Here is a 17,435-nt window from a genome sequence, read left to right as displayed (position 1 = left end):
TTGTCACCTCTGGAAAACATATGTGCCGGGCGCATCTGCCAGCGCGTTGCCCATTGCGGGCGGCGCGGCGGGGGCACCCGAACGCGCGGCAAGCCAGGCCTGCCAGGGCGTCCACCACGAACCCTCGGTTGCAGGATTGGCCTCGACCCAGGTCTCGGGCGGCAAAAGCGCGTCGTCATGGGCGCGGGTCGCCAGCCGGTAGCGGCGGCGCGGGTGACCGGGAGGAGAGACGATCCCCGCATTATGCCCGCCCGACGTCAGCGCGAAAGTCACCTCGCAATCGGTGAACTGGTGGATTTTGTAGACCGACTTCCAGGGTGCGACATGATCGCGCTCGGTCCCGACGGCAAAGATCGGCACCCGGATGTTCTGCAACAGAACTGTCTTGCCCCCGGCGGTGAAGCGTCCCGAAGAAAGCTCATTATTCAGATAAAGCCTGCGCAGATATTCGGCATGCATCCGATAGGGCATCCGGGTGCTGTCGGCATTCCAGGCCATGAGATCATTCATCGCCGTCCGCTCGCCCATCATGTAATCGCGCACCATCCGGGACCAGATGAGGTCATTCGAGCGCAAAAGCTGAAACGCCCCCGCCATCTGATCGGCAGAGAGATAGCCGCGGTTCCACATCATGCTTTCAAGAAGATGCAGCTGGCTTGGGTCGATGAACAACGCAAGCTCGCCCGGTTCGGCGAAATCGACCTGCGCGGCAAGCAGCGTCAGCGAGGCGAGACGCGCGTCCCCCTTCCCCGCCATGGCAGCCGCCGCGATCGACAGCAAAGTGCCACCCAGACAATAGCCGGTGGCGTGGATTTTCTGATCGGGCATTAGACGGGTGATCTCATCCAACGCGGCCATCACGCCCAGCCGGCGATAATCCTCCAGCGTCAGATCACGATCCTCTGCACCCGGATTGCGCCAGGAAATGGCGAAAACCGTGTGGCCCTGCGCCACCAGCCAGCGGATCAGGGAATTCTCCGGGCTGAGGTCGAGGATATAGTATTTCATGATCCAGGCCGGAACGATCAGCACCGGCTCGGGGTGCACGGTTTCTGTCGTGGGCGTATACTGGATCAGTTCGATCAGGTGGTTGCGGAAGATTACCTTGCCCGGCGTCACCGCCACATCGCGACCCGGTGTAAAGGCCTCGACACCCTCTGGCGGCTCCTGCCGGATCTGGCGGACGACGTCCTGCAGCCAGTTCTGCCAGCCCTTCACAAGGTTCATGCCTCCGGTAGCCCAGGTCCGTGCCACAACCTCGGGATTGGTAAAAGGGTTGTTCGAAGGCGCACAGACATCAAGGATCTGTTTCGCGGCAAAAGACACCACATCCTCGTGGTGCTTCGTCACGCCCGGAACCTCATGGGTGACGTTATGCAGCCATTGCTGCTGCAGCAGGAAAGCCTGCGACATCCAGCTGAAGGGCGGTTTCGCCCAGGCTTCACCGGCGAAACGGCGGTCGCCCGGCAAGGGCGTGATGACCGGCGCGGCCTGCGGATCCATCGCCGAGGCCATCAGATGCGCCATGAGACGCTGCCATTTGCGGCCCGCCTTGACGCCCAGTTCCATCTGCTTGCCCGGTGCCTGCGCCAGATGAAAGGCCCAGTCGACATAGGCCATCATCAGCGAGCCGGGCGAGACCCCGCCGCTGAGCTGTCCCGAGAGCGCCTCTCGTATGCGGTCAACGGCCTGAAAAGCCTCGATGCCAAGGCTTTCATCGCCGGTTGCACCCGAGCCATCTGATTTGGGAGTAAGGGCCATGTCGCGTCTCCAATTTACCGGCGGAAGTTAGCACAGAACTATCAACGAGTGTTGATCGAAATCAAAGAGTTCAAGATTTTTCTTGAACATAGGCATTGCGCCCAAGGCCCGATGCCGACGACATGTCGTAAAGCGCCGTCAAACCGCCGAAACAGCCGCCCCCGGACTGAACAGGCAAAGCATCGGCGTCCGGCGGCGGACACGGAATCCCCTGTCCCTGCCCTGATCATCATGGACGATTACCGGCAAAACGGCGCGACGTCGAGGCCATGACCCGGCCAATGCCGCTGGCACCAACGCCGGGCCAAGGCCGCGGCCTCAATCCGCCAGCACATCACCGATGCCAGTGAAGACACCACCGACCTGATTGAAGACAATGGCCCCAGCCAAGCGTACCTCACCGAAAAGGGTGTTTTCAACCACAGCCCCGGCCTCGCCGGAAAGCAGGCCGACATAGCGGCTGTGGGCGGGATCATCGGTCGGAATATCGGTAATATCCACGATCCGTATTCCGGTCGCGACCGCCAGGCGCTGGACCGCCGGATCACGCACATCGACAAGCCCAAGCCGTATCCGACGTACCGAAAGCTGCGACGACAGTTTCAGCGCCAGATCGTCCGAGGAGACGAGCACCGTGATGGGATGCTTCATCGGCCCAAGGCTGACCATCTGGGCGCGGAAAAGATCGATATCAATATCCGGGGCGGCAAGGATGACCTCGATCCGGTCCAGCACATCGTCCCGCCCGGCAAGACGCAGTTGCACCAGCGTCTCCATCGTCAGCCGCGCGCCCATGCTGTGAGCCAGCACCGGCACCGCGTCGGAAGCGGACCGACCCTTTGTCAAAAGCCGCAGCAGATCGGCAAGCGCCGCGCGGGAAAAGTCAGACGCGTCACGATCAGCCAGATAGGCGCCCGGATAGCCTGCCGAGGGCCATGTAAAAAGGACGGGCTTTTCCTCGATATGCGCATCGACCGAAAGCTGCGCGGTACGGAACAAGGCCTCATGAAAGCGGGTGTTGAAGCCGTGGACATAAAGCCCGACCCCCTCGCGCGAGAGACGCTTTGCAAAGGCGTCACGGCTAAGCGTCTGCCGGCTGCGCATCACGAAATTCCGGTCGGCGCTGCTGCCATTGCGATCCGGCCATTCAATCTTTCCCGGCCGATGGCCAGGCGGCACCGAGACCTCGTATTCCAGCCAGCTTGGCCGGATGGAGCGAGAGTCGCCAAAGGCCCCCGGCAGATTTGCCTCGGGCGCGCGGGTGGTCATGGTCAGCACCCGGACAAGGCGGGCGCCCTCGGGCAGGGCACCGGCATCGGGGGCCAGAACTTCCGGCCCCGGACGCGCAGCGCAGCCTGCAAGCGCAAGCGTCAGGATCAGAAGCAGGCGGCCCAACATATGCCTTACCGCAGGAATTTCTTGAATCGTATCAGTGCCAGCCAGAACAGCGCCACCCCGATCGCCGCCAGCGCCGCGAACTGGGGCCAGACCACGTCAAGCCCCGCACCTCGGAACAAGATGCCCTGCGAGAGGATGATGAAATGCGTGTTGGGGGCTGCAAGCATGATGGTCTGGATGATCTCTGGCATGGATTCCCGCGGCGTCATCGCGCCTGACAGCACCTGCAGCGGCAAAAGCGCCATCATCAGCAAAAGCGCGAATTGCGGCATCGACCCGGCGATGGTGGCAAGGAAAATTCCAAGCCCCGTCATGGCGAAAACCATCAGCACCGCGCCCGCAAGAAACAGCACGACCGAGCCCTGCACCGGAACCGCCATCAGCGCCTGCACCACAACACTTAGCGAAAAGATCGACCCCAGCAGCACCACCAGCCCCATCGACCAGATCTTGGAAAACATGATCTCGGTCGGGGTGACGGGCATGACCAGCAGGTGCTCGACCGTGCCATGTTCCTTTTCGCGGATCAGCGCCGCGCCGGTCAGCACCAGCGACAGCATGGTGATCGACCGGATCACGGCGGAAATCGCGCCGAACCACTTCGGATCCAGCGAGGGATTATACCGCGCGCGGAGCGCCAGATCGACCGGCAGCGCGGTCTCGGCCCGGTAGCCCGCCACATATTCCGAAACCTCGGAGGACACGATCTGCTGGATATAGCCGCCGCCGGTGAAGGCCTGGCTCATCCTTGTCGCGTCGATATTCAGCTGGATCGCCGGGTTTTTTCCGGCCAGCACATCGCGCGCGAAATCCGGTGGGATGTTCAGCGCAAAAGTATCCAGCCCCTGATCCATCCGCCGATCCATCTCGGCCGTCGTGGTCATCTGCGGCTCGACAAAATAGGGCGGATAAAAGGCCGAGGTGATGCGGGCGGAGAGATGCGACTGATCCTCATCCACGATCGAGATCGCGGCATTCGTCAGCGCCTCGGGCGAGACGTTCGCAGAGGTCCAGATCGAGAGCGAAAAGGAATAGACGATCAGCACCAGCATCACCGGATCGCGCCAGAGCCCGCGCAATTCCTTGACGCCCAGATTGAAGGTGTTGCGCAGGTTCATCCGCCCCTCACTTCGCCTGTTTTTCCAGGAAGGCCGCCGCCAGCCCGATAATCACCGGAATGGCGATGCCCATGGCCAGCATCGGCCCGGCCAGTTCCGCCATTCCGAAGGCCTTGGAGAAAGCCCCCCGCGCGGCGGTGATAAACCAGGTCGAGGGGTAGATCTCGCCCAGAACCCGGCCAAAACCCGACAGCGAAGAGACCGGGTAGATCAAACCCGAATAGCTGACCGCCGGGATCATCGTCAGCATGGCGGTCGCGAACAGCGCCGCGACCTGACTTGCGATGAAGACCGACACCAGAAAACCAAGCGCCGTGGTCGCGGTGACATAGATCAGCGCCGAAAGGGTAAAGCCCAGAAAACTGCCGTTGAAGGGCACTGCGAAGAATGTGACCGCCATGGCCATCATCAGGAAGAAATTCAGCATGGCCAGCGCGATATAGGGCAGCTGTTTGCCAAGCAGAAATTCCAGCCGCGTCACCGGCGTGACGTAGAAATTGATGATCGAGCCCAGTTCGCGTTCACGCGCGACCGAAAGCGTGGTCAGGATCGCCGGGATCATCAGCAAAAGCAGCGGGATGATCGCCGGGACCATCGCATTCAGGCTGCGCACGTCGGGGTTGTAGCGGTATCGGGTCACCAGTTCGAAACTGCCGCCGCTCGCCTTGTCACCGTAAAGCTGACGCGCCTGACGTGTGATCCAGTCGGCATGCATGCCCTGCACATAGCCCTGCACCGTATTGGCGCGGCTGGGGTTGGCGCCGTCGAACCAGGCCCCGACCTGCACATCCCTGCCTGCCGCGATATCGGCGGCAAAGCCGGGCGGGATCTCGATCGCCAGCGCCAGCTCGCCCGAGCGCATTCTTGCGTCGATCTCGTCGTAACTTGTCAGGGCCGGCTGTTCGATGAAATAGCGCGATCCCGCAATATCGGCGATATAATTGCGGCTGGTGGTGGTCTGGTCGCGGTCAAGGGCGGCGAAGGTCAGATCCTCGACATCCATGTTGATGCCCAGCCCCACCACGATCATCAGAAGAAGGCTGCCGACCAACGCCATGGTCAGCCGGATCGGATCGCGCTGCAATTGCAGGCTTTCCAGCTGCGAATAGCTAAGCAGTCGCCGCAGGCTGAAGCCGGATTGCTGCGCGTGATGGGTCACCCCGGCTGCGGGGGCCTCGGGCGCGGCCTCGGGCGCAGCGGCGGGGGCGGGTGCCGTCTCGCCAATCGCCTCTTCAAGATAGGCGATGAACGCGTCTTCCAGCGTGGCGCAACCTTTGGCTTTCGTGATCCCCTCGGCGGTGTCCGAGACCAGCACCTTGCCCGCATGCATCAGGCTGATGCGGTCGCACCATTCCGCCTCGTTCATGAAATGGGTCGAGACAAAGATCGTCACGCCATCCTTGCGCGAAAGTTCCGCCAGAATACGCCAGAAGCCGTTGCGCGCCACCGGGTCCACCCCCGAGGTCGGCTCGTCAAGGATCAGGATCTCGGGCGCATGGATCATCGCCACCGCCAGCGAAAGCCGCTGGCGGATACCCAGCGGCAACGCCTCGGGCAGGCTGTCGGTCACGTCGCCCAGATCGAACCGGGCGATCATCTCGTCAACCCTGGCGGGGATCTTCTCGGCCGCCATATCGAAAAGCCGCGCGTGCAGATCAAGGTTCTGACGCACCGTCAGCTCGGAATAGAGCGAGAAGGCCTGCGACATGAACCCGACCCGGCGGCGCACCGACAGATCGCTTGCATCGACCTCATGGCCGAAAAGCTTTGCCCGGCCCTCACTCGGCTCCAGAAGCCCGGTGAGCATCTTCATCGTCGTCGTCTTGCCGCAGCCGTTCGAACCCAGAAAGCCGAAAATCTCACCCCTGGGGATGCGGAAGGAAACATTGTCGACCGCCACGAAATCGCCAAAGCGCTGCGTCAGCCCCTCGGCCTCGATGGCGATATCGCTGTCATCGGTGGTCCGCGGCGGGATCACCACGGCACTGTCTTCGCCCCGGTCTTCTTCGGGCAAAAGCGCGATGAAGGCTGCATCAAGCGTGTCGGCCCCGGTCCGCGACAGCAGATCGCTGGTGGTGCCGGTGGCCAGCACCCGGCCCGCATTCATCGCAACCAGCCAGTCGAAGCGCGCGGCCTCTTCCATATAGGCGGTGGCGGTGATCACGCTCATCCCCGGCCGTGTCGCGCGGATGCGGTCGATCAGATCCCAGAACTGGCGGCGCGACAGCGGATCGACGCCGGTGGTCGGCTCGTCAAGAATCAGGAAATCGGGATCATGGATCAGCGCGCAGCACAGACCCAGCTTTTGCTTCATGCCGCCCGACAGCTTTGACGCCGGGCGCGACCGGAACGGCGTCATGCCGGTCGCAGCCAGCAGATCGGTGATCCGCCGCTCGCGTTCGGCCTTGTCATGACCGAAAAGCGAGCCGAAGAAATCAAGGTTCTCTTCGACCGAAAGCGTCGGGTAGAGGTTCTTGCCCAGACCCTGCGGCATATAGGCGGTGCGGGGGCAGACGCGGTTGCGATGCGCCACATCGCGCATATCGCCGCCCAGAACCTCGACCTTGCCCTGCTGGATCACACGTGCCCCGGCCAGCAGCGACAGAAGGCTGGACTTTCCGACCCCGTCTGGCCCGATCAGCCCGACCATGCGCCCCTCAGGGATCTCCAGCGTCACATTGTCAAGCGCCGTGACCTTGCCATAGCGCAGCGTCAGGCCGGAGACCCCGGCAACTGAGCCGGTCATTTCACGACATTGGAAAGAAAGTCAGGCCAGGCGGCATCCGGATCAAGCCGCAGATAGGCCATGCCCGGCAGGCCGGTTTTGACATATTCGATATGCCGCGACAGCAGCTCGGGGTCGATGCGGGCACGGACGCGGAACATCAGCTTTTCGCGCTCATCGGCGGTCTCGACCGTCTTTGGCGTGAACTGCGCCACATCGGCAACATAGGAAACCGTGGCCGGGATCACGAATTCCCGCGCCGCATCCATGACAAGGCGCACCTCTGATCCGACCTGCACCCGGCCGACCTGCGATGTCGGCAGAAAAACCGTCATATAGACATCGCCCAGATCGACAAGGCTGAGGATCCGCCCGCCAGAGCCGACAATCTCGCCCTCTTGTGCGATGCGATACTGGATCCGGCCCGTGCGCGGCGCTTTCAGCGTGGCGTCGTCCAGAGAGGCCTGGATCGCATCAATCGACGCCTTTGCCGCCTCGACGGCCGCACTTGCATCGACCACCTGCGCCTGCGCGCTGCTGACCCCTGCCAGCGCTGCCGCATGGCTGGCTTCGGCCGAGGCCACACCGGCGCGGGCCTGGGCGTCCCGGGCGCGGTCATCATCCAGCACCTGCTGCGAGATCGCACTGGTCTTTGCAAGCTGCTCAGAGCGTTCAAGCCTGCGCGACGCGGCATCGGCAACCGAGCCTGCCTGATCAACCGCGGCCCGGGCCGCGCGCTCTTGTGCCTCGGCCTGAGCGACCAGCGCCCTTGCTGTCTCGACGCCGATTTCGGCGCGGGCAAGCTGCGCTTCGGCCTGACGTTTTTGTGCGTTCAGCTGCACCACGTCCATCTGCACCAGCACATCGCCTGCGCTGACCATGTCACCTTCGGCAGCGGTGATTTCGGCGATTCGGCCGCCGGTGAGCGCCGCGATATCCACCTCGGTCGCCTCGATCCGGCCATTGGCGCTGGCAAAACCCGCCGGCAGACCGGCGGGTTGCAGCCGGTCCCAGGCCAGCCAGCCAAGCACGGCGACAACGGCCAGGCCGCCCAGAATAATGGTGTTTCTGCCGGGCTTTGCCATGATCTGCCTCTGATTGCTGTGCTGATGGATGCTTCGCGCATGTCCCGATGCGGTTTTCGCCCTACGCTCCCCTGTTGTCAACGCTCAATGACAGGGTGAAAACCTGTATTGTCGCGCAAAAGCGGCTGCTGGTTGTTTGCTGTTGAAAAACCAGCTAAACAACACGACCCGGTGTGGGCTGCACCTTGCCGCACCTCTGCTCCGGGGCAGCATTTTCAGTTTCTTCGCGTCGAAGCCACCGGACGAACACAAGCCACCCATGCCAAGGACGCTCAACTCAGCCAACTCGACCGACCGCATGCCGGGGCAGGCAACCGGGAAAGAACGCATTCTTGCATCGGCGATGCTGCTTTTCGCGCGGATGCCCTATTCCGACACCAGCCTGCGCGACATCGCCGCCGCGGCTGGGGTCGATGTGGCCTATGTCCATCGCGCCTTCGGGTCGAAGGCCGAGATATTCCGTCAGGCCTTGCTGGCGCTTGCGCCCCTCGATGACATCGCCGCAGGGGACCCCGATGGCGCGACCATGATCAACCGGATCTGCGATCTGGCCTTCCTGCGTGATCCGCGCAAGGTAGAAGATGTCAGGCCGCTTCATTTACTGACACAGTCCAGCCTCTGCAGCGAGGCGCGGGCGATCATTGCGCAATTCTTTGGCACGTCACTAGCCCTGCCTCTAAGCAGGGCGTTTGGCCATGCGGATCCGGGACGGGCGCATTTCGCGCTTAGCCTTCTCAGCGGTTTCGTGACCCATCGTGCGATTTTCGGGCCTGCGGATTTGCTGGCTATCCCCGAGGCGGATCAGCGACAGATGCTGCAAACCGCCCTGATGAACGCAATGCTGCCTGGTTGTTCAGATGGGGTATTCGGCTGGCGTCCCATCTAGACCACTATCTAAGTCAGCTTGCCAACTGCGATCCTGTATAAGTCATGTTGGGATTTCCGCGTTTCGTGCGGAGATTTCAACACGATTGATCGGACGCCTCAGGTGCTTTCAGGCGGCTATATACGGTCGGTCAGATGGCCGCTTGGATCGAGTGTCGGTCTCGTAGGTAGCGCGCCCCCGCAACCATTTCTACGATTTTGCACGATATTCTACGACAGAGTACGATCTGCAACGACGCAGCACTACGCTAGAGCCTGATTGCTCTCACTGAACCCGCAATCAGAAGATGCAGCGACGCTCTTCCGTTGCGCCGATACTTCCGCTAGCTCAGCCGCCCCGCGACTATCGGAAGACAGGCAATGAAATCAACTCGTTCGTCCCTGATCCCGCACAGGGTTGCAAGCTATTGCGACCTAGGGGTCGATTCCGGTAGAGTGTGAGATAGGGCGCTAAGGTTGGTTGCGGGTTCCAAAACTGCGGTTAGGCGCCGTTTTCGGCGAGATATCGGTAGATCGTTGCCTTTGAGAGGCGGTATTCGGTCATGAGTTCTCTGATCAGGGCGCCCTGTTTTCGTTTTTCGCGCAGGTCCGCGATCTGATCGTCGTTTAGAGCGGGCCGTTTTCCGAACTGTACCCCGCGGTCCTTGGCTTTCTTGATCCCATCCATCTGGCGTTCGGCTCGAATTTCGGTCTCGAACTGGCCGATGGCGCCGAGCATGTTGAACAACAGGCGACCAGTCGCGTCGGACGTGTCGATGTTCTGATCCAGGACGACCAGATCGACGCCTTTCTCGCTTAGGGTCTCGGCGATCTGGCAGAGATGGAGCGTGGATCGAGCGAGACGGTCAATGCGGGTGACGATCAGCTGGTCGCCATCGCGGACATAGTCGAGGCACTGCTTGAGCTGGGGGCGAGCATCGGTGGTCCCACTGCGCTTCTCCTCGAACAGTTTGTCGCAATCACCCAGCTTTTCTCGCTGCACGTCCAAAGATTGCCCTACTGAACTGACGCGCGCGTATCCGACTTTGGCCATTGGGTCTCGATTAGATTAAGTGGTTGCGCGACTTCCATATTGAGACATTGAAAAAGACATGGCAAGCGAATGGTCTCACCATGTCTACTTTCCGCGACGCCCCAGAAGATGAAAGTACCTGCCAATGGCTCACCGAGCGGTTTTGACCGAGCGCCAGCGCGCAAACCTCTTTGCCTTGCCCACAGATGAAGCATCGCTGCTGCGGCACTATATTCTGGATGACGACGACATCGCCCATATTAGATCTCGCCGGCGCCCTGAGAACCAGATCGGCTTTGCGCTTCAGCTTTGCGGGTTTCGATTTCCCGGGCGCTTGCTCAGGCCGGGTGAGGTAATTCCGGAAGAAATATCCCGGTTTCTGGCGGCGCAACTGGGGCTGCAGCCTGATGATCTTCTGCGATATGCCATCCGCGAGAAAACGCGGCGCGAACATCTTGGCTCCCTGCGCAATATCTATGGGTATGTGATGTTCAAGGGTAAGCGCGCAAAGCAAATGCGCGCCTGGCTGGACCGCGAAGCGGAGGTTGCCGTCAACAGCGAAAGCTTGGTGCGCGGGTTTGTCGAGGAATGCCGGCGGCGGATGATCATTTTACCCAGCACGGCCACGATCGAGCGATGCTGCGCCGATGCGCTTGTCGCGGCTGAGCGCAGAATCGACGCCCGCATTGCCGCACGCCTCGACAGCACAATGCGGATGCGCCTTAACGGCCTGCTTGCCGAAAAGGTGGATGGGCGCACCAGCCGGTTCGTCTGGCTCCGGCAATTTGAGATCGGCAAGAACTCCGCCGATGCCAATCGCCTGCTCGACAGGCTTGAATTCCTGCAAGGGATCGAACTGTTGCCAGACGTGCTTGCCGACATTCCTGCGCACCGGGTCACGCGGCTTCGCCGTCAGGGTGAACGGTATTTCACCGATGGCCTTCAGGACATCACGAGCGCACGCCGACTGGCCATCCTGGCTGTCTGCGTTGTTGAATGGATGGCTGCGATCGCCGACGCCGTGGTCGAGACCCATGATCGTATTGTCGGAGCTGTTTGGCGTGATGCAAAGAAGATCTGCGACGCACGGGTTGCAGAGGCCCAGGCGGATGTCGCGGCCACATTGGCCGGGTTCGAAACTCTGGGTGCGACGTTATTGCTGGCGAAAGGCGATGACATGGCCATGGCTGGCGCGGTCGACGCGTCCTGTGGCTGGAATTCCCTGGTGTCGCGTTGCCCTTTAATCGGCTCTGCCTCACTTTGTGTGGCGCAACTATCCTGAAACTGGGAAATGTCAGGAGGGATAGTTGTGAGTTCGAAGAAGCACTGGTCGCCCGGGAGCGATGTTGCCGTTCAAAGCGTTGAGCGAAGTGAAAGCGGCGGGTGGATTGTATTCGGTGTCTTGGCGCCCAACGGCATTTGCCCAGACTGTGGATTGCATTCACGCCGACGTCACGGCTGGCGGCGTCGGCGGCTGCAGGATTATCCCGCGCATGGAGGCGAGGTAACGGTTGATCTAGCGATTTGCCGTAGGCGATGTCAGGCGTCTGCTTGCCCACGCCGGACTTTCTCAGACCAGATCGCCTCGATTGCGCATCCATTTGCACGTCGTACTTCGCGTGTCGGGGAGATTGTCAGCCATCTTGGGCATGCGGCCGGCGGGCGGCCTGCCGAGCGGCTCTTGCACCGTTTGGGCCTTGGGCTCAGCGATGACACGGTGCTCAGGCAGCTGAAGAGGTGTGCTCACGGCGCCGCAGAGTCGCCAACGGTCATTGGGATCGACGACTGGAGCTGGCGGAAGTCGCAGACCTACGGCACGATCATTGTCGATTTGGAGCGTCGCGTGGTCATCGACATTCTCGAAGATCGAGATGTCGTCACCTGCACCAACTGGCTGAAGCGACACCCCGAGGTTGAAGTGATCAGCAGAGATCGGTGTGGGCTCTACGCCCAGGCTGCACGGCAAGGCGCACCGCAGGCGAAGCAGGTCGCTGACCGGTTCCATATCGTGCAAAACCTGCGGCAGGCCATCGAGGAGCAAATGAACCTTCACGGCCGTGCGACCGGCAGGGCGCTGCTGTCCGACGCCGACAACTTAGCCGCCGCCGGCAGCCTTCTGAAGTCACGCCTTGCGCACAGGACTTCTCGGGAAGAGATTTTCGCCACCATCCATGCGCTCCGAAATCAGGGGCTTTCCTGCAGCGAGATCGGGCGGCGAACAGGGTTCCCGCGTCGTAGCATCGCGAAGTGGTTGCAGTTCGAGACACCACCGGACCGCAGGCGGGCCGCTTTGAAGCCGACATCGCCATGGTACTTTGAAGAGTTCCTGAGCCAAAGCTGGAAGGAGGGCACTCGAACTGGCAGCGCCCTGTTTCGTTTGATCCAAGAACGTGGCTACGAGGGAAGCCAATCGCATTTGCAGCGTCTGTTGGCGGGTTGGCGAAGAGCGGAACAGCAAGGGAGCCGCCCCAAGGTAGAGCACAAAATCCTTAAGCCAATCCGGGACCCGGAAACGGGGCACGCGATTTCCCCGGTCATCGCGGCCGCGCTGTGCATCAAACCCCGCGGAAAGCTCACCCCGGATCAGGCGCGGAAAGTCGACGCGCTCAAGGCCGGTTCTCCCGCCTTCGCAACGATGCGAAGTCTCGCCATGCGGTTCAACGGTATCCTGCGCAGCCGCCAAGCAGACCCGCTCCCAGCATGGATCGACAACGCGATCGAAACCGATCTGGCGCCCATCGTGCGCTTTGCCCGCACATTGAACCGGGACTTCGATGCAGTCAAAAACGCCATCGAGATGCCATGGAGCAACGGCCAAGCAGAAGGTCAGGTCAATCGCCTGAAGACGCTCAAACGCGCCATGTACGGTCGAGCTGGTCCAGAATTGTTGCGGGCGAGAATGCTACCGTTCCGCCACACAGATTGAGGCAGAGCCCTTAAATCCGAGACGCGGCGCGTTTTTTGATTTATCTTGCCCCTAAATATGAGATGCGTTGGCTGATCCGCCGACGCGTGGTCGCATTCGCCGTGCTATTTGGTCGACGGTTCCAAGCAACCGGGGCTCCTTCTCTTAGGCGCGCACAAGCCGATCCGCTTGACGCACGGTGCCGGTTTCGTCGGCATAGTCCTAGAATCTTTCCCAGTAGTCTGGATCGTCCCTATAGGCAAACTGTCGCGCATCATCGATGCGTAGCACAGCTGGCGCAAACCCTGGGACGGCTGGGTTGCCATCAGCATTCATGAAATGAGCTTCGACCCGGTGCATCGCTTCCGTGGCCGTCTCAGGGTGAATATCTAGAAAGATGCAGCCTGGACCACCTTCAAGCCAAACGGTGTCTTTGCTAAATCCAGAGCAGAGTTTCCAGCCGATCTGATGAGCATCAAGCCATTCTGTGGCTTCGGAGATATCCGTGTAGATATCGCGATAGTCACCCGCATCGTCAAAGAGGGCAAGATAATACACGTCTCGGTTCAGACGCCGCGCAATTCCGTCAATAGTTTCAAGTTCTTCAGCCATTGTGATCCCTTGCGTTGCTGCGTTTTCAGGTTTGCGCCGCAATCTGGAACTAAGTGTTCTTGGATGTTCGCTGGGGGTTAAACAGATCTGGTCGCCTCTCGATCAGGTCTTCCATGTGGTCGAACCGGTGGGATCCACCTTCGAAAGCGACCACAGGGAGACGGCCATTGACAAGATTAAGCGTTGCCTGTGCGTCCAGGATTTCATCGCCCAAGTCGACGGAAATTGTACCACATCCATCGAGGCGAAAGCTGAGCGCCTCGTAGGCCAGCACGCAGCTTTCTGTCAGTTCAAAATGCTCTCCGACATGGTTGACACCGCGACCAAGGTAGGCGCGCAGAGTTTTGCTCGGTTCTACGGCCGGGTTGATCGCAATGAACGGAAGGCCAAGTTCCGCACCCAGCCAAGCTGCGTAAAAGCCACCCAGACTTGTTCCGACGATCAACGCTTGGGGGCGCTGCTTCAAGACTCTCGTATAGTCTTCAAAGACTGTTTGCGGATGCAGGGTATAATCGACTGTAATGCCGGAAACGTGGCCCATCCTGGCCAGACTACGGATTTTCCCCTTGGTGGGGTCGAAGTGCGACCCCCAACCATGGCAGTAGAAAATTTTGGTCTCTTGATGCTCGCCCAAAATATTTGACTGAGGATTCATACGCGATCTCCTGTTCACCAGAATTAGGTCTCATGGGCGCGCGTCAAAAGCGGACAGACAGATGCCCTATCGTCGGTCGACATAACCGCTTGCACGGGAAAGTAGGCGCAGCCATCCTGAGGATCACAAGCGTCAAGCCCTTTGCTGGAGCATTGCATGAAGCGACCTGAGTATCTTGAGCTGCCAGAGGCCACAGATCCCACTCGTAGCTTCAGAGCATCAGTGACACTGCAAGACAGTGCAAAAATCCGCGACCGTGATGTTTGCCTAAGAAGTTTTCTCGAGCTCATGAACGATGGGCAATATGAGATGACCTTTGACGAGCATCCCTATTCCATCACGCGCTTCGACGTTGATATCGTCAAGAAAAAGGTCAGAATTTTCGCTCGGCCATCGATTTCGTAGCATGGAAAATCCGAGGGCTACTTGCATCATTAGTTTGACTTTCCGCCAACGCGGCCCCCGTTCGCATTACCGATGCGAGCATGGTGCAAACGCGGGTCACGGTGATGCAAGATCGATTTGCAGAACTTCAGTCTGCTGCAACAATATTGCTTGGTTTAAGAACACCTTCACCACGCCACTGATAGACGCAAGGGGCGGATGGATAATCGAGACAACCTGCCTTCGCATGGTCCAGGCGTCGGGGCGGTTGCATCTTGTAGTGGCCAACCAGCACGGGAACAGCATCTGCCGGGTACCCGCAACACCCAAGCAGATCGCCTACGCGCGCTCGCTCGCCCTGCGCAATCAGACCCTCTTGCCCTGGGAGGTCCAGCAGGATCGCCGGTCGCTGAGCGCCTGGATCGAGGCGCAGGCCCAGCTGAAGCCGGTATCCGAAATGGACCGGCTGCCTACGTCAAAGCAGGTGGCCTTCGCGGAGAAACTCGCCCGGATCAAACGGCGCGCCGTCCCGGACGAATGCTTCCGCGACAAGGGGCTGATGTCGAAGTGGATCGACGGGAACAGATGACTACTACGAGTCGTCGGCTTGCTCGATACCGAAAAGACCAACAGGGAAGTCTTTCCGTCGACGAAAAGCAGCACGCAACGCCTCGGACGGTGAGGCCGGCGAAGCCAAATCCTCGAAGAACGCCTGATAGTCGCGTGGCTTCAAGTTTGTGATGTCGGGGTTGTTGCTGCCAGGTGCTTTCATTTCTCAGGCCCTCCAAGGGCGCCCGGAATCTGACCGGTCAAGCAACAGCCGTAACCGAGTAGTGCGGCGTCCCATCCCAAACAAGATCCCAGGATGCGCCCGGCCGGACGTTCTGGATGGCGTGGGGCTCGAAGCAGACGAGGCAATTCCCGCCCTGTGCAGGAGCACGGACCGAAGGGTAGATCAGACCGCGGGATCCCGCTCGACGGAGATGTTGGGCGAGGCTCTGGCCCTCGGGATAGCCGACAGCCGGATCGGGATGCAGCGCTGGGTGTTCCGGCTCATCGGTCAGATCATCGAAGATCCCGATGAAATCCGCCAGAAGTTCCACATAGCGAGCGCTGTCATGGAAGCTGCCGGTAAAGCCGAGTTCACGGGTGCGGTGCCAGGCCACTTCGCTGACGGACACCATCACATCCCATGCGCAATACCACGCGCCGCGCTCCTCGGTGTTGAAGCGGTTTCCGCCGGCGCGGGTATAGGTGAAGGCCGCGTTGACATGACTGTCGCCATAGATGCGCAAATCTCGGCTTCGGCGCTGCCAGGCCAGCTCGCGCGGGTCCAGATGCGGGTTGCGGCCACGTTCCGCCAGAAGACGGCCGCTGGTCAGGCCCTCGATCTCCGCCAGAATCTCCATCTCGTCATCGGTATCGACGAGACCCCGCAAGGACGGTGGCTTGTGGTAGGTGGCGGGCAGGAGACGAACGAGACCACGATCGGAAACCTCGGTCTGCTTCATGCCCCACCACGCAACGCATCGAGATAGGTCCGCACCGCGAGGATCTGCGGCAAGCCCCCGTCGATGGCGGTGTCAACCGGTCGGCGGCCCCCGAACAGCGGGCCGTTGTTCGGTCGGGTGAACCAGCTTCGCGCGAGCGGCTCGGAGAAGTAGAGCTCGAGCGACTTGTAGATGCCGATCACCGCACTGAGCCGCAGCAGTTGATCCTTGGTCAGCTCCCCCGCGAAATCCGGCTTCTTGGCACGCTTCCACGTGCTCACCGTCATGTCGGCAAGGCTAGCCGCTTCGTTCAGGTTGAGGCCCCAGGCATCGGCCACGCGGGCGTAAGCTCTCAACGCGACGGCGTTAACCTGTGCAGGTTCCCGGATTTTCTCAGCAACGTACATGGCGTCCTCCATGGCTCCAACATAGTTCATATGGACCGCTTGTAAAGATCAAATGAACCACCCGCGCTCTCACCCGAACCGTCGCCCAGCTTCGGTGAAGGTGTACTCGTTGAAGATGATCCCCTCCTCGATGGCCTCGTCCGAGGTCAAGTGGTCGTATTCAGCCTGAAGCTGGCGGTAGAGCCAGCGGGCCAGATCACGCAGCGCCTCGGTCACGATCTCCTCGGCGTCTTCGGTCGGCGGCTGCCAGGTCGGGCTGTCCCGCGTGACGTCCACCGACATGGTGTATTCGTGGTAGTAGCAGCCACGATGGCTGACCTCGGCAGCGAGCTGGTAGAAGTTCCGCCGCTGGATGGCCTGCAGCCGGTCGGCGATGCCGTGCAGCGTCGCGTCCGTGGGCGCGTAGTCCCGGATGCGCGCGGCCGCGCCCTTGGCGTGGGACCAGTAGCTTTCGAAGCAAGCCCCGTCGCCCTGGCTCCAGAAGCCCGAGAACCAGATGCTGGGCTTGGCCCTCGTCCCGCCGCCCATCAGGCGGACGGGGGTGGTCTTCAGACGGATGCCGAGGATGTCGCAGACCCGCTCGAAATCGTCATAGACCGCATCCCACCAGTCGTCGTGGGGGCCGAGTTCGCGATACCAGCTGCGCGCCTTTTCCTTGGCGGCATCCGAGAGTTCGGGGAACTGGTAGACGGTGGTGCAGATGACTTCAGGCATCGACGTCCTCCCCGTTCAGCGCGGCGGCCAGCCATTGCTGGCTGCTGGTCCAGCCGATGGATTTGCGCGCGCCGAGGTCGATGACATGCGCGCCACCGCCGAAGGCGTCGAGGCGCGGCCGGGAGCAGGTCAGGGCATATTATGCCGGGATCGGGATTATGCCGCATGGCCAGTGCCCCGGCTTGAGAACGTTGGCCTTGGCCATGCGGTCATTCGGCATATTCAGAGCGACTCGAGGAAGGCCAGCAGCTGATCGTCTGGTCGGTATCGGCTGGATTTGACCC

17 protein-coding genes and 1 pseudogene are annotated in these 17,435 nt (G+C 61.0%); 6 read left to right on the top strand and 12 right to left on the bottom strand.

What is annotated here, in order from left to right; genetic code table 11:
* Positions 1-3: 3 nt before the first annotated feature.
* The 5 genes from C8N34_RS22885 to C8N34_RS22865 all read right to left on the bottom strand — a co-directional run bounded on the left by C8N34_RS22885 (position 4) and on the right by C8N34_RS22865 (position 8,087).
* Positions 4-1,761 carry a PHA/PHB synthase family protein gene (locus tag C8N34_RS22885; RefSeq protein ID WP_051693716.1) on the bottom strand — a complete coding sequence of 586 codons (1,758 nt, stop codon included), beginning with the start codon at positions 1,759-1,761 and terminating at the stop codon, positions 4-6.
* A 318-nt stretch (positions 1,762-2,079) separates the two neighbouring features.
* Positions 2,080-3,159, bottom strand: coding sequence for an alpha/beta hydrolase (locus C8N34_RS22880; protein WP_108130632.1), 1,080 nt, complete (start codon positions 3,157-3,159; stop codon positions 2,080-2,082).
* Between the two features lie 5 nt (positions 3,160-3,164).
* Positions 3,165-4,277, bottom strand: a complete 1,113-nt coding sequence (locus tag C8N34_RS22875; RefSeq protein WP_050527161.1) for an ABC transporter permease — start codon at positions 4,275-4,277, stop codon at positions 3,165-3,167.
* 7 nt (positions 4,278-4,284) lie between these two features.
* Positions 4,285-7,023 (bottom strand): ribosome-associated ATPase/putative transporter RbbA, encoded by a 2,739-nt coding sequence (gene rbbA, locus C8N34_RS22870; RefSeq protein WP_035745650.1) that lies wholly within the window; start codon positions 7,021-7,023, stop codon positions 4,285-4,287.
* Entirely contained in the window at positions 7,020-8,087 is a 1,068-nt protein-coding gene (locus C8N34_RS22865) for an HlyD family secretion protein (RefSeq protein ID WP_035745651.1), read from the bottom strand. The genes rbbA and C8N34_RS22865 overlap by 4 nt, the downstream gene beginning before the upstream one ends.
* A gap of 259 nt (positions 8,088-8,346) precedes the next feature.
* Here C8N34_RS22865 and C8N34_RS22860 point away from each other — a divergent pair, with 259 nt between their 5' ends.
* On the top strand, positions 8,347-8,973 hold the full coding sequence (locus tag C8N34_RS22860) for a TetR/AcrR family transcriptional regulator (RefSeq protein WP_078543000.1): 627 nt from the start codon (positions 8,347-8,349) through the stop codon (positions 8,971-8,973).
* Positions 8,974-9,453: 480 nt separating this feature from the next.
* Here C8N34_RS22860 and C8N34_RS22855 read toward each other — a convergent pair whose 3' ends face one another.
* Positions 9,454-10,005: a recombinase family protein gene (locus tag C8N34_RS22855; protein ID WP_108130631.1), complete on the bottom strand. Its 552-nt coding sequence runs from the start codon at positions 10,003-10,005 to the stop codon at positions 9,454-9,456.
* A 124-nt stretch (positions 10,006-10,129) separates the two neighbouring features.
* Between C8N34_RS22855 and C8N34_RS22850 the strand changes: the two are divergent.
* Both C8N34_RS22850 and C8N34_RS22845 read left to right on the top strand, forming a co-directional pair.
* Positions 10,130-11,209 (top strand): annotated as a pseudogene (locus C8N34_RS22850) (DUF4158 domain-containing protein); the annotation flags it as partial.
* An 84-nt stretch (positions 11,210-11,293) separates the two neighbouring features.
* Positions 11,294-12,910: an ISL3 family transposase gene (locus C8N34_RS22845; RefSeq protein ID WP_422387681.1), complete on the top strand. Its 1,617-nt coding sequence runs from the start codon at positions 11,294-11,296 to the stop codon at positions 12,908-12,910.
* Positions 12,911-13,111: 201 nt separating this feature from the next.
* Here C8N34_RS22845 and C8N34_RS22840 read toward each other — a convergent pair whose 3' ends face one another.
* The gene (locus C8N34_RS22840; RefSeq protein ID WP_108130629.1) at positions 13,112-13,501 is read right to left on the bottom strand and encodes a hypothetical protein; all 390 of its coding nucleotides are present in this window, start codon (positions 13,499-13,501) and stop codon (positions 13,112-13,114) included.
* A 49-nt stretch (positions 13,502-13,550) separates the two neighbouring features.
* Positions 13,551-14,156: a YqiA/YcfP family alpha/beta fold hydrolase gene (locus tag C8N34_RS22835; RefSeq protein WP_108130628.1), complete on the bottom strand. Its 606-nt coding sequence runs from the start codon at positions 14,154-14,156 to the stop codon at positions 13,551-13,553.
* A 156-nt stretch (positions 14,157-14,312) separates the two neighbouring features.
* Between C8N34_RS22835 and C8N34_RS26060 the strand changes: the two genes are divergently transcribed.
* Both C8N34_RS26060 and C8N34_RS22830 read left to right on the top strand, forming a co-directional pair.
* On the top strand, positions 14,313-14,561 hold the full coding sequence (locus C8N34_RS26060; RefSeq protein ID WP_145693833.1) for a hypothetical protein: 249 nt from the start codon (positions 14,313-14,315) through the stop codon (positions 14,559-14,561).
* Between the two features lie 226 nt (positions 14,562-14,787).
* Positions 14,788-15,129: a hypothetical protein gene (locus C8N34_RS22830; RefSeq protein ID WP_242013895.1), complete on the top strand. Its 342-nt coding sequence runs from the start codon at positions 14,788-14,790 to the stop codon at positions 15,127-15,129.
* Positions 15,130-15,132: 3 nt separating this feature from the next.
* Here C8N34_RS22830 and C8N34_RS22825 read toward each other — a convergent pair whose 3' ends face one another.
* Genes C8N34_RS22825 through C8N34_RS22810 form a run of 4 tightly spaced genes read right to left on the bottom strand, consistent with a single transcriptional unit; the run spans position 15,133 to position 17,151 of the window.
* On the bottom strand, positions 15,133-15,312 hold the full coding sequence (locus C8N34_RS22825; RefSeq protein WP_108130627.1) for a type II toxin -antitoxin system TacA 1-like antitoxin: 180 nt from the start codon (positions 15,310-15,312) through the stop codon (positions 15,133-15,135).
* Between the two features lie 37 nt (positions 15,313-15,349).
* Positions 15,350-16,051 (bottom strand): RES family NAD+ phosphorylase, encoded by a 702-nt coding sequence (locus tag C8N34_RS22820; RefSeq protein ID WP_108130626.1) that lies wholly within the window; start codon positions 16,049-16,051, stop codon positions 15,350-15,352.
* Entirely contained in the window at positions 16,048-16,449 is a 402-nt protein-coding gene (locus C8N34_RS22815; RefSeq protein ID WP_108130645.1) for an MbcA/ParS/Xre antitoxin family protein, read from the bottom strand. Before C8N34_RS22815 ends, C8N34_RS22820 begins: the two co-directional genes overlap by 4 nt.
* 57 nt (positions 16,450-16,506) lie before the next feature.
* Complete coding sequence (locus C8N34_RS22810; protein WP_108130625.1) at positions 16,507-17,151, bottom strand: antitoxin of toxin-antitoxin stability system; 645 nt, start codon at positions 17,149-17,151, stop codon at positions 16,507-16,509.
* On the opposite strand from C8N34_RS22810, the gene C8N34_RS26055 reads away from it, so the two are divergent.
* The gene (locus tag C8N34_RS26055; protein ID WP_146177486.1) at positions 17,138-17,404 is read left to right on the top strand and encodes a hypothetical protein; all 267 of its coding nucleotides are present in this window, start codon (positions 17,138-17,140) and stop codon (positions 17,402-17,404) included. The two genes, C8N34_RS22810 and C8N34_RS26055, sit on opposite strands and share 14 nt — an antisense overlap.
* The last annotated feature ends 31 nt before the right edge of the window (positions 17,405-17,435 follow it).

It is taken from the genome of Gemmobacter caeni (assembly GCF_003054195.1).
GTDB lineage: Bacteria > Pseudomonadota > Alphaproteobacteria > Rhodobacterales > Rhodobacteraceae > Gemmobacter > Gemmobacter caeni.
This window is presented reverse-complemented; position numbering and strand designations above follow the sequence as displayed.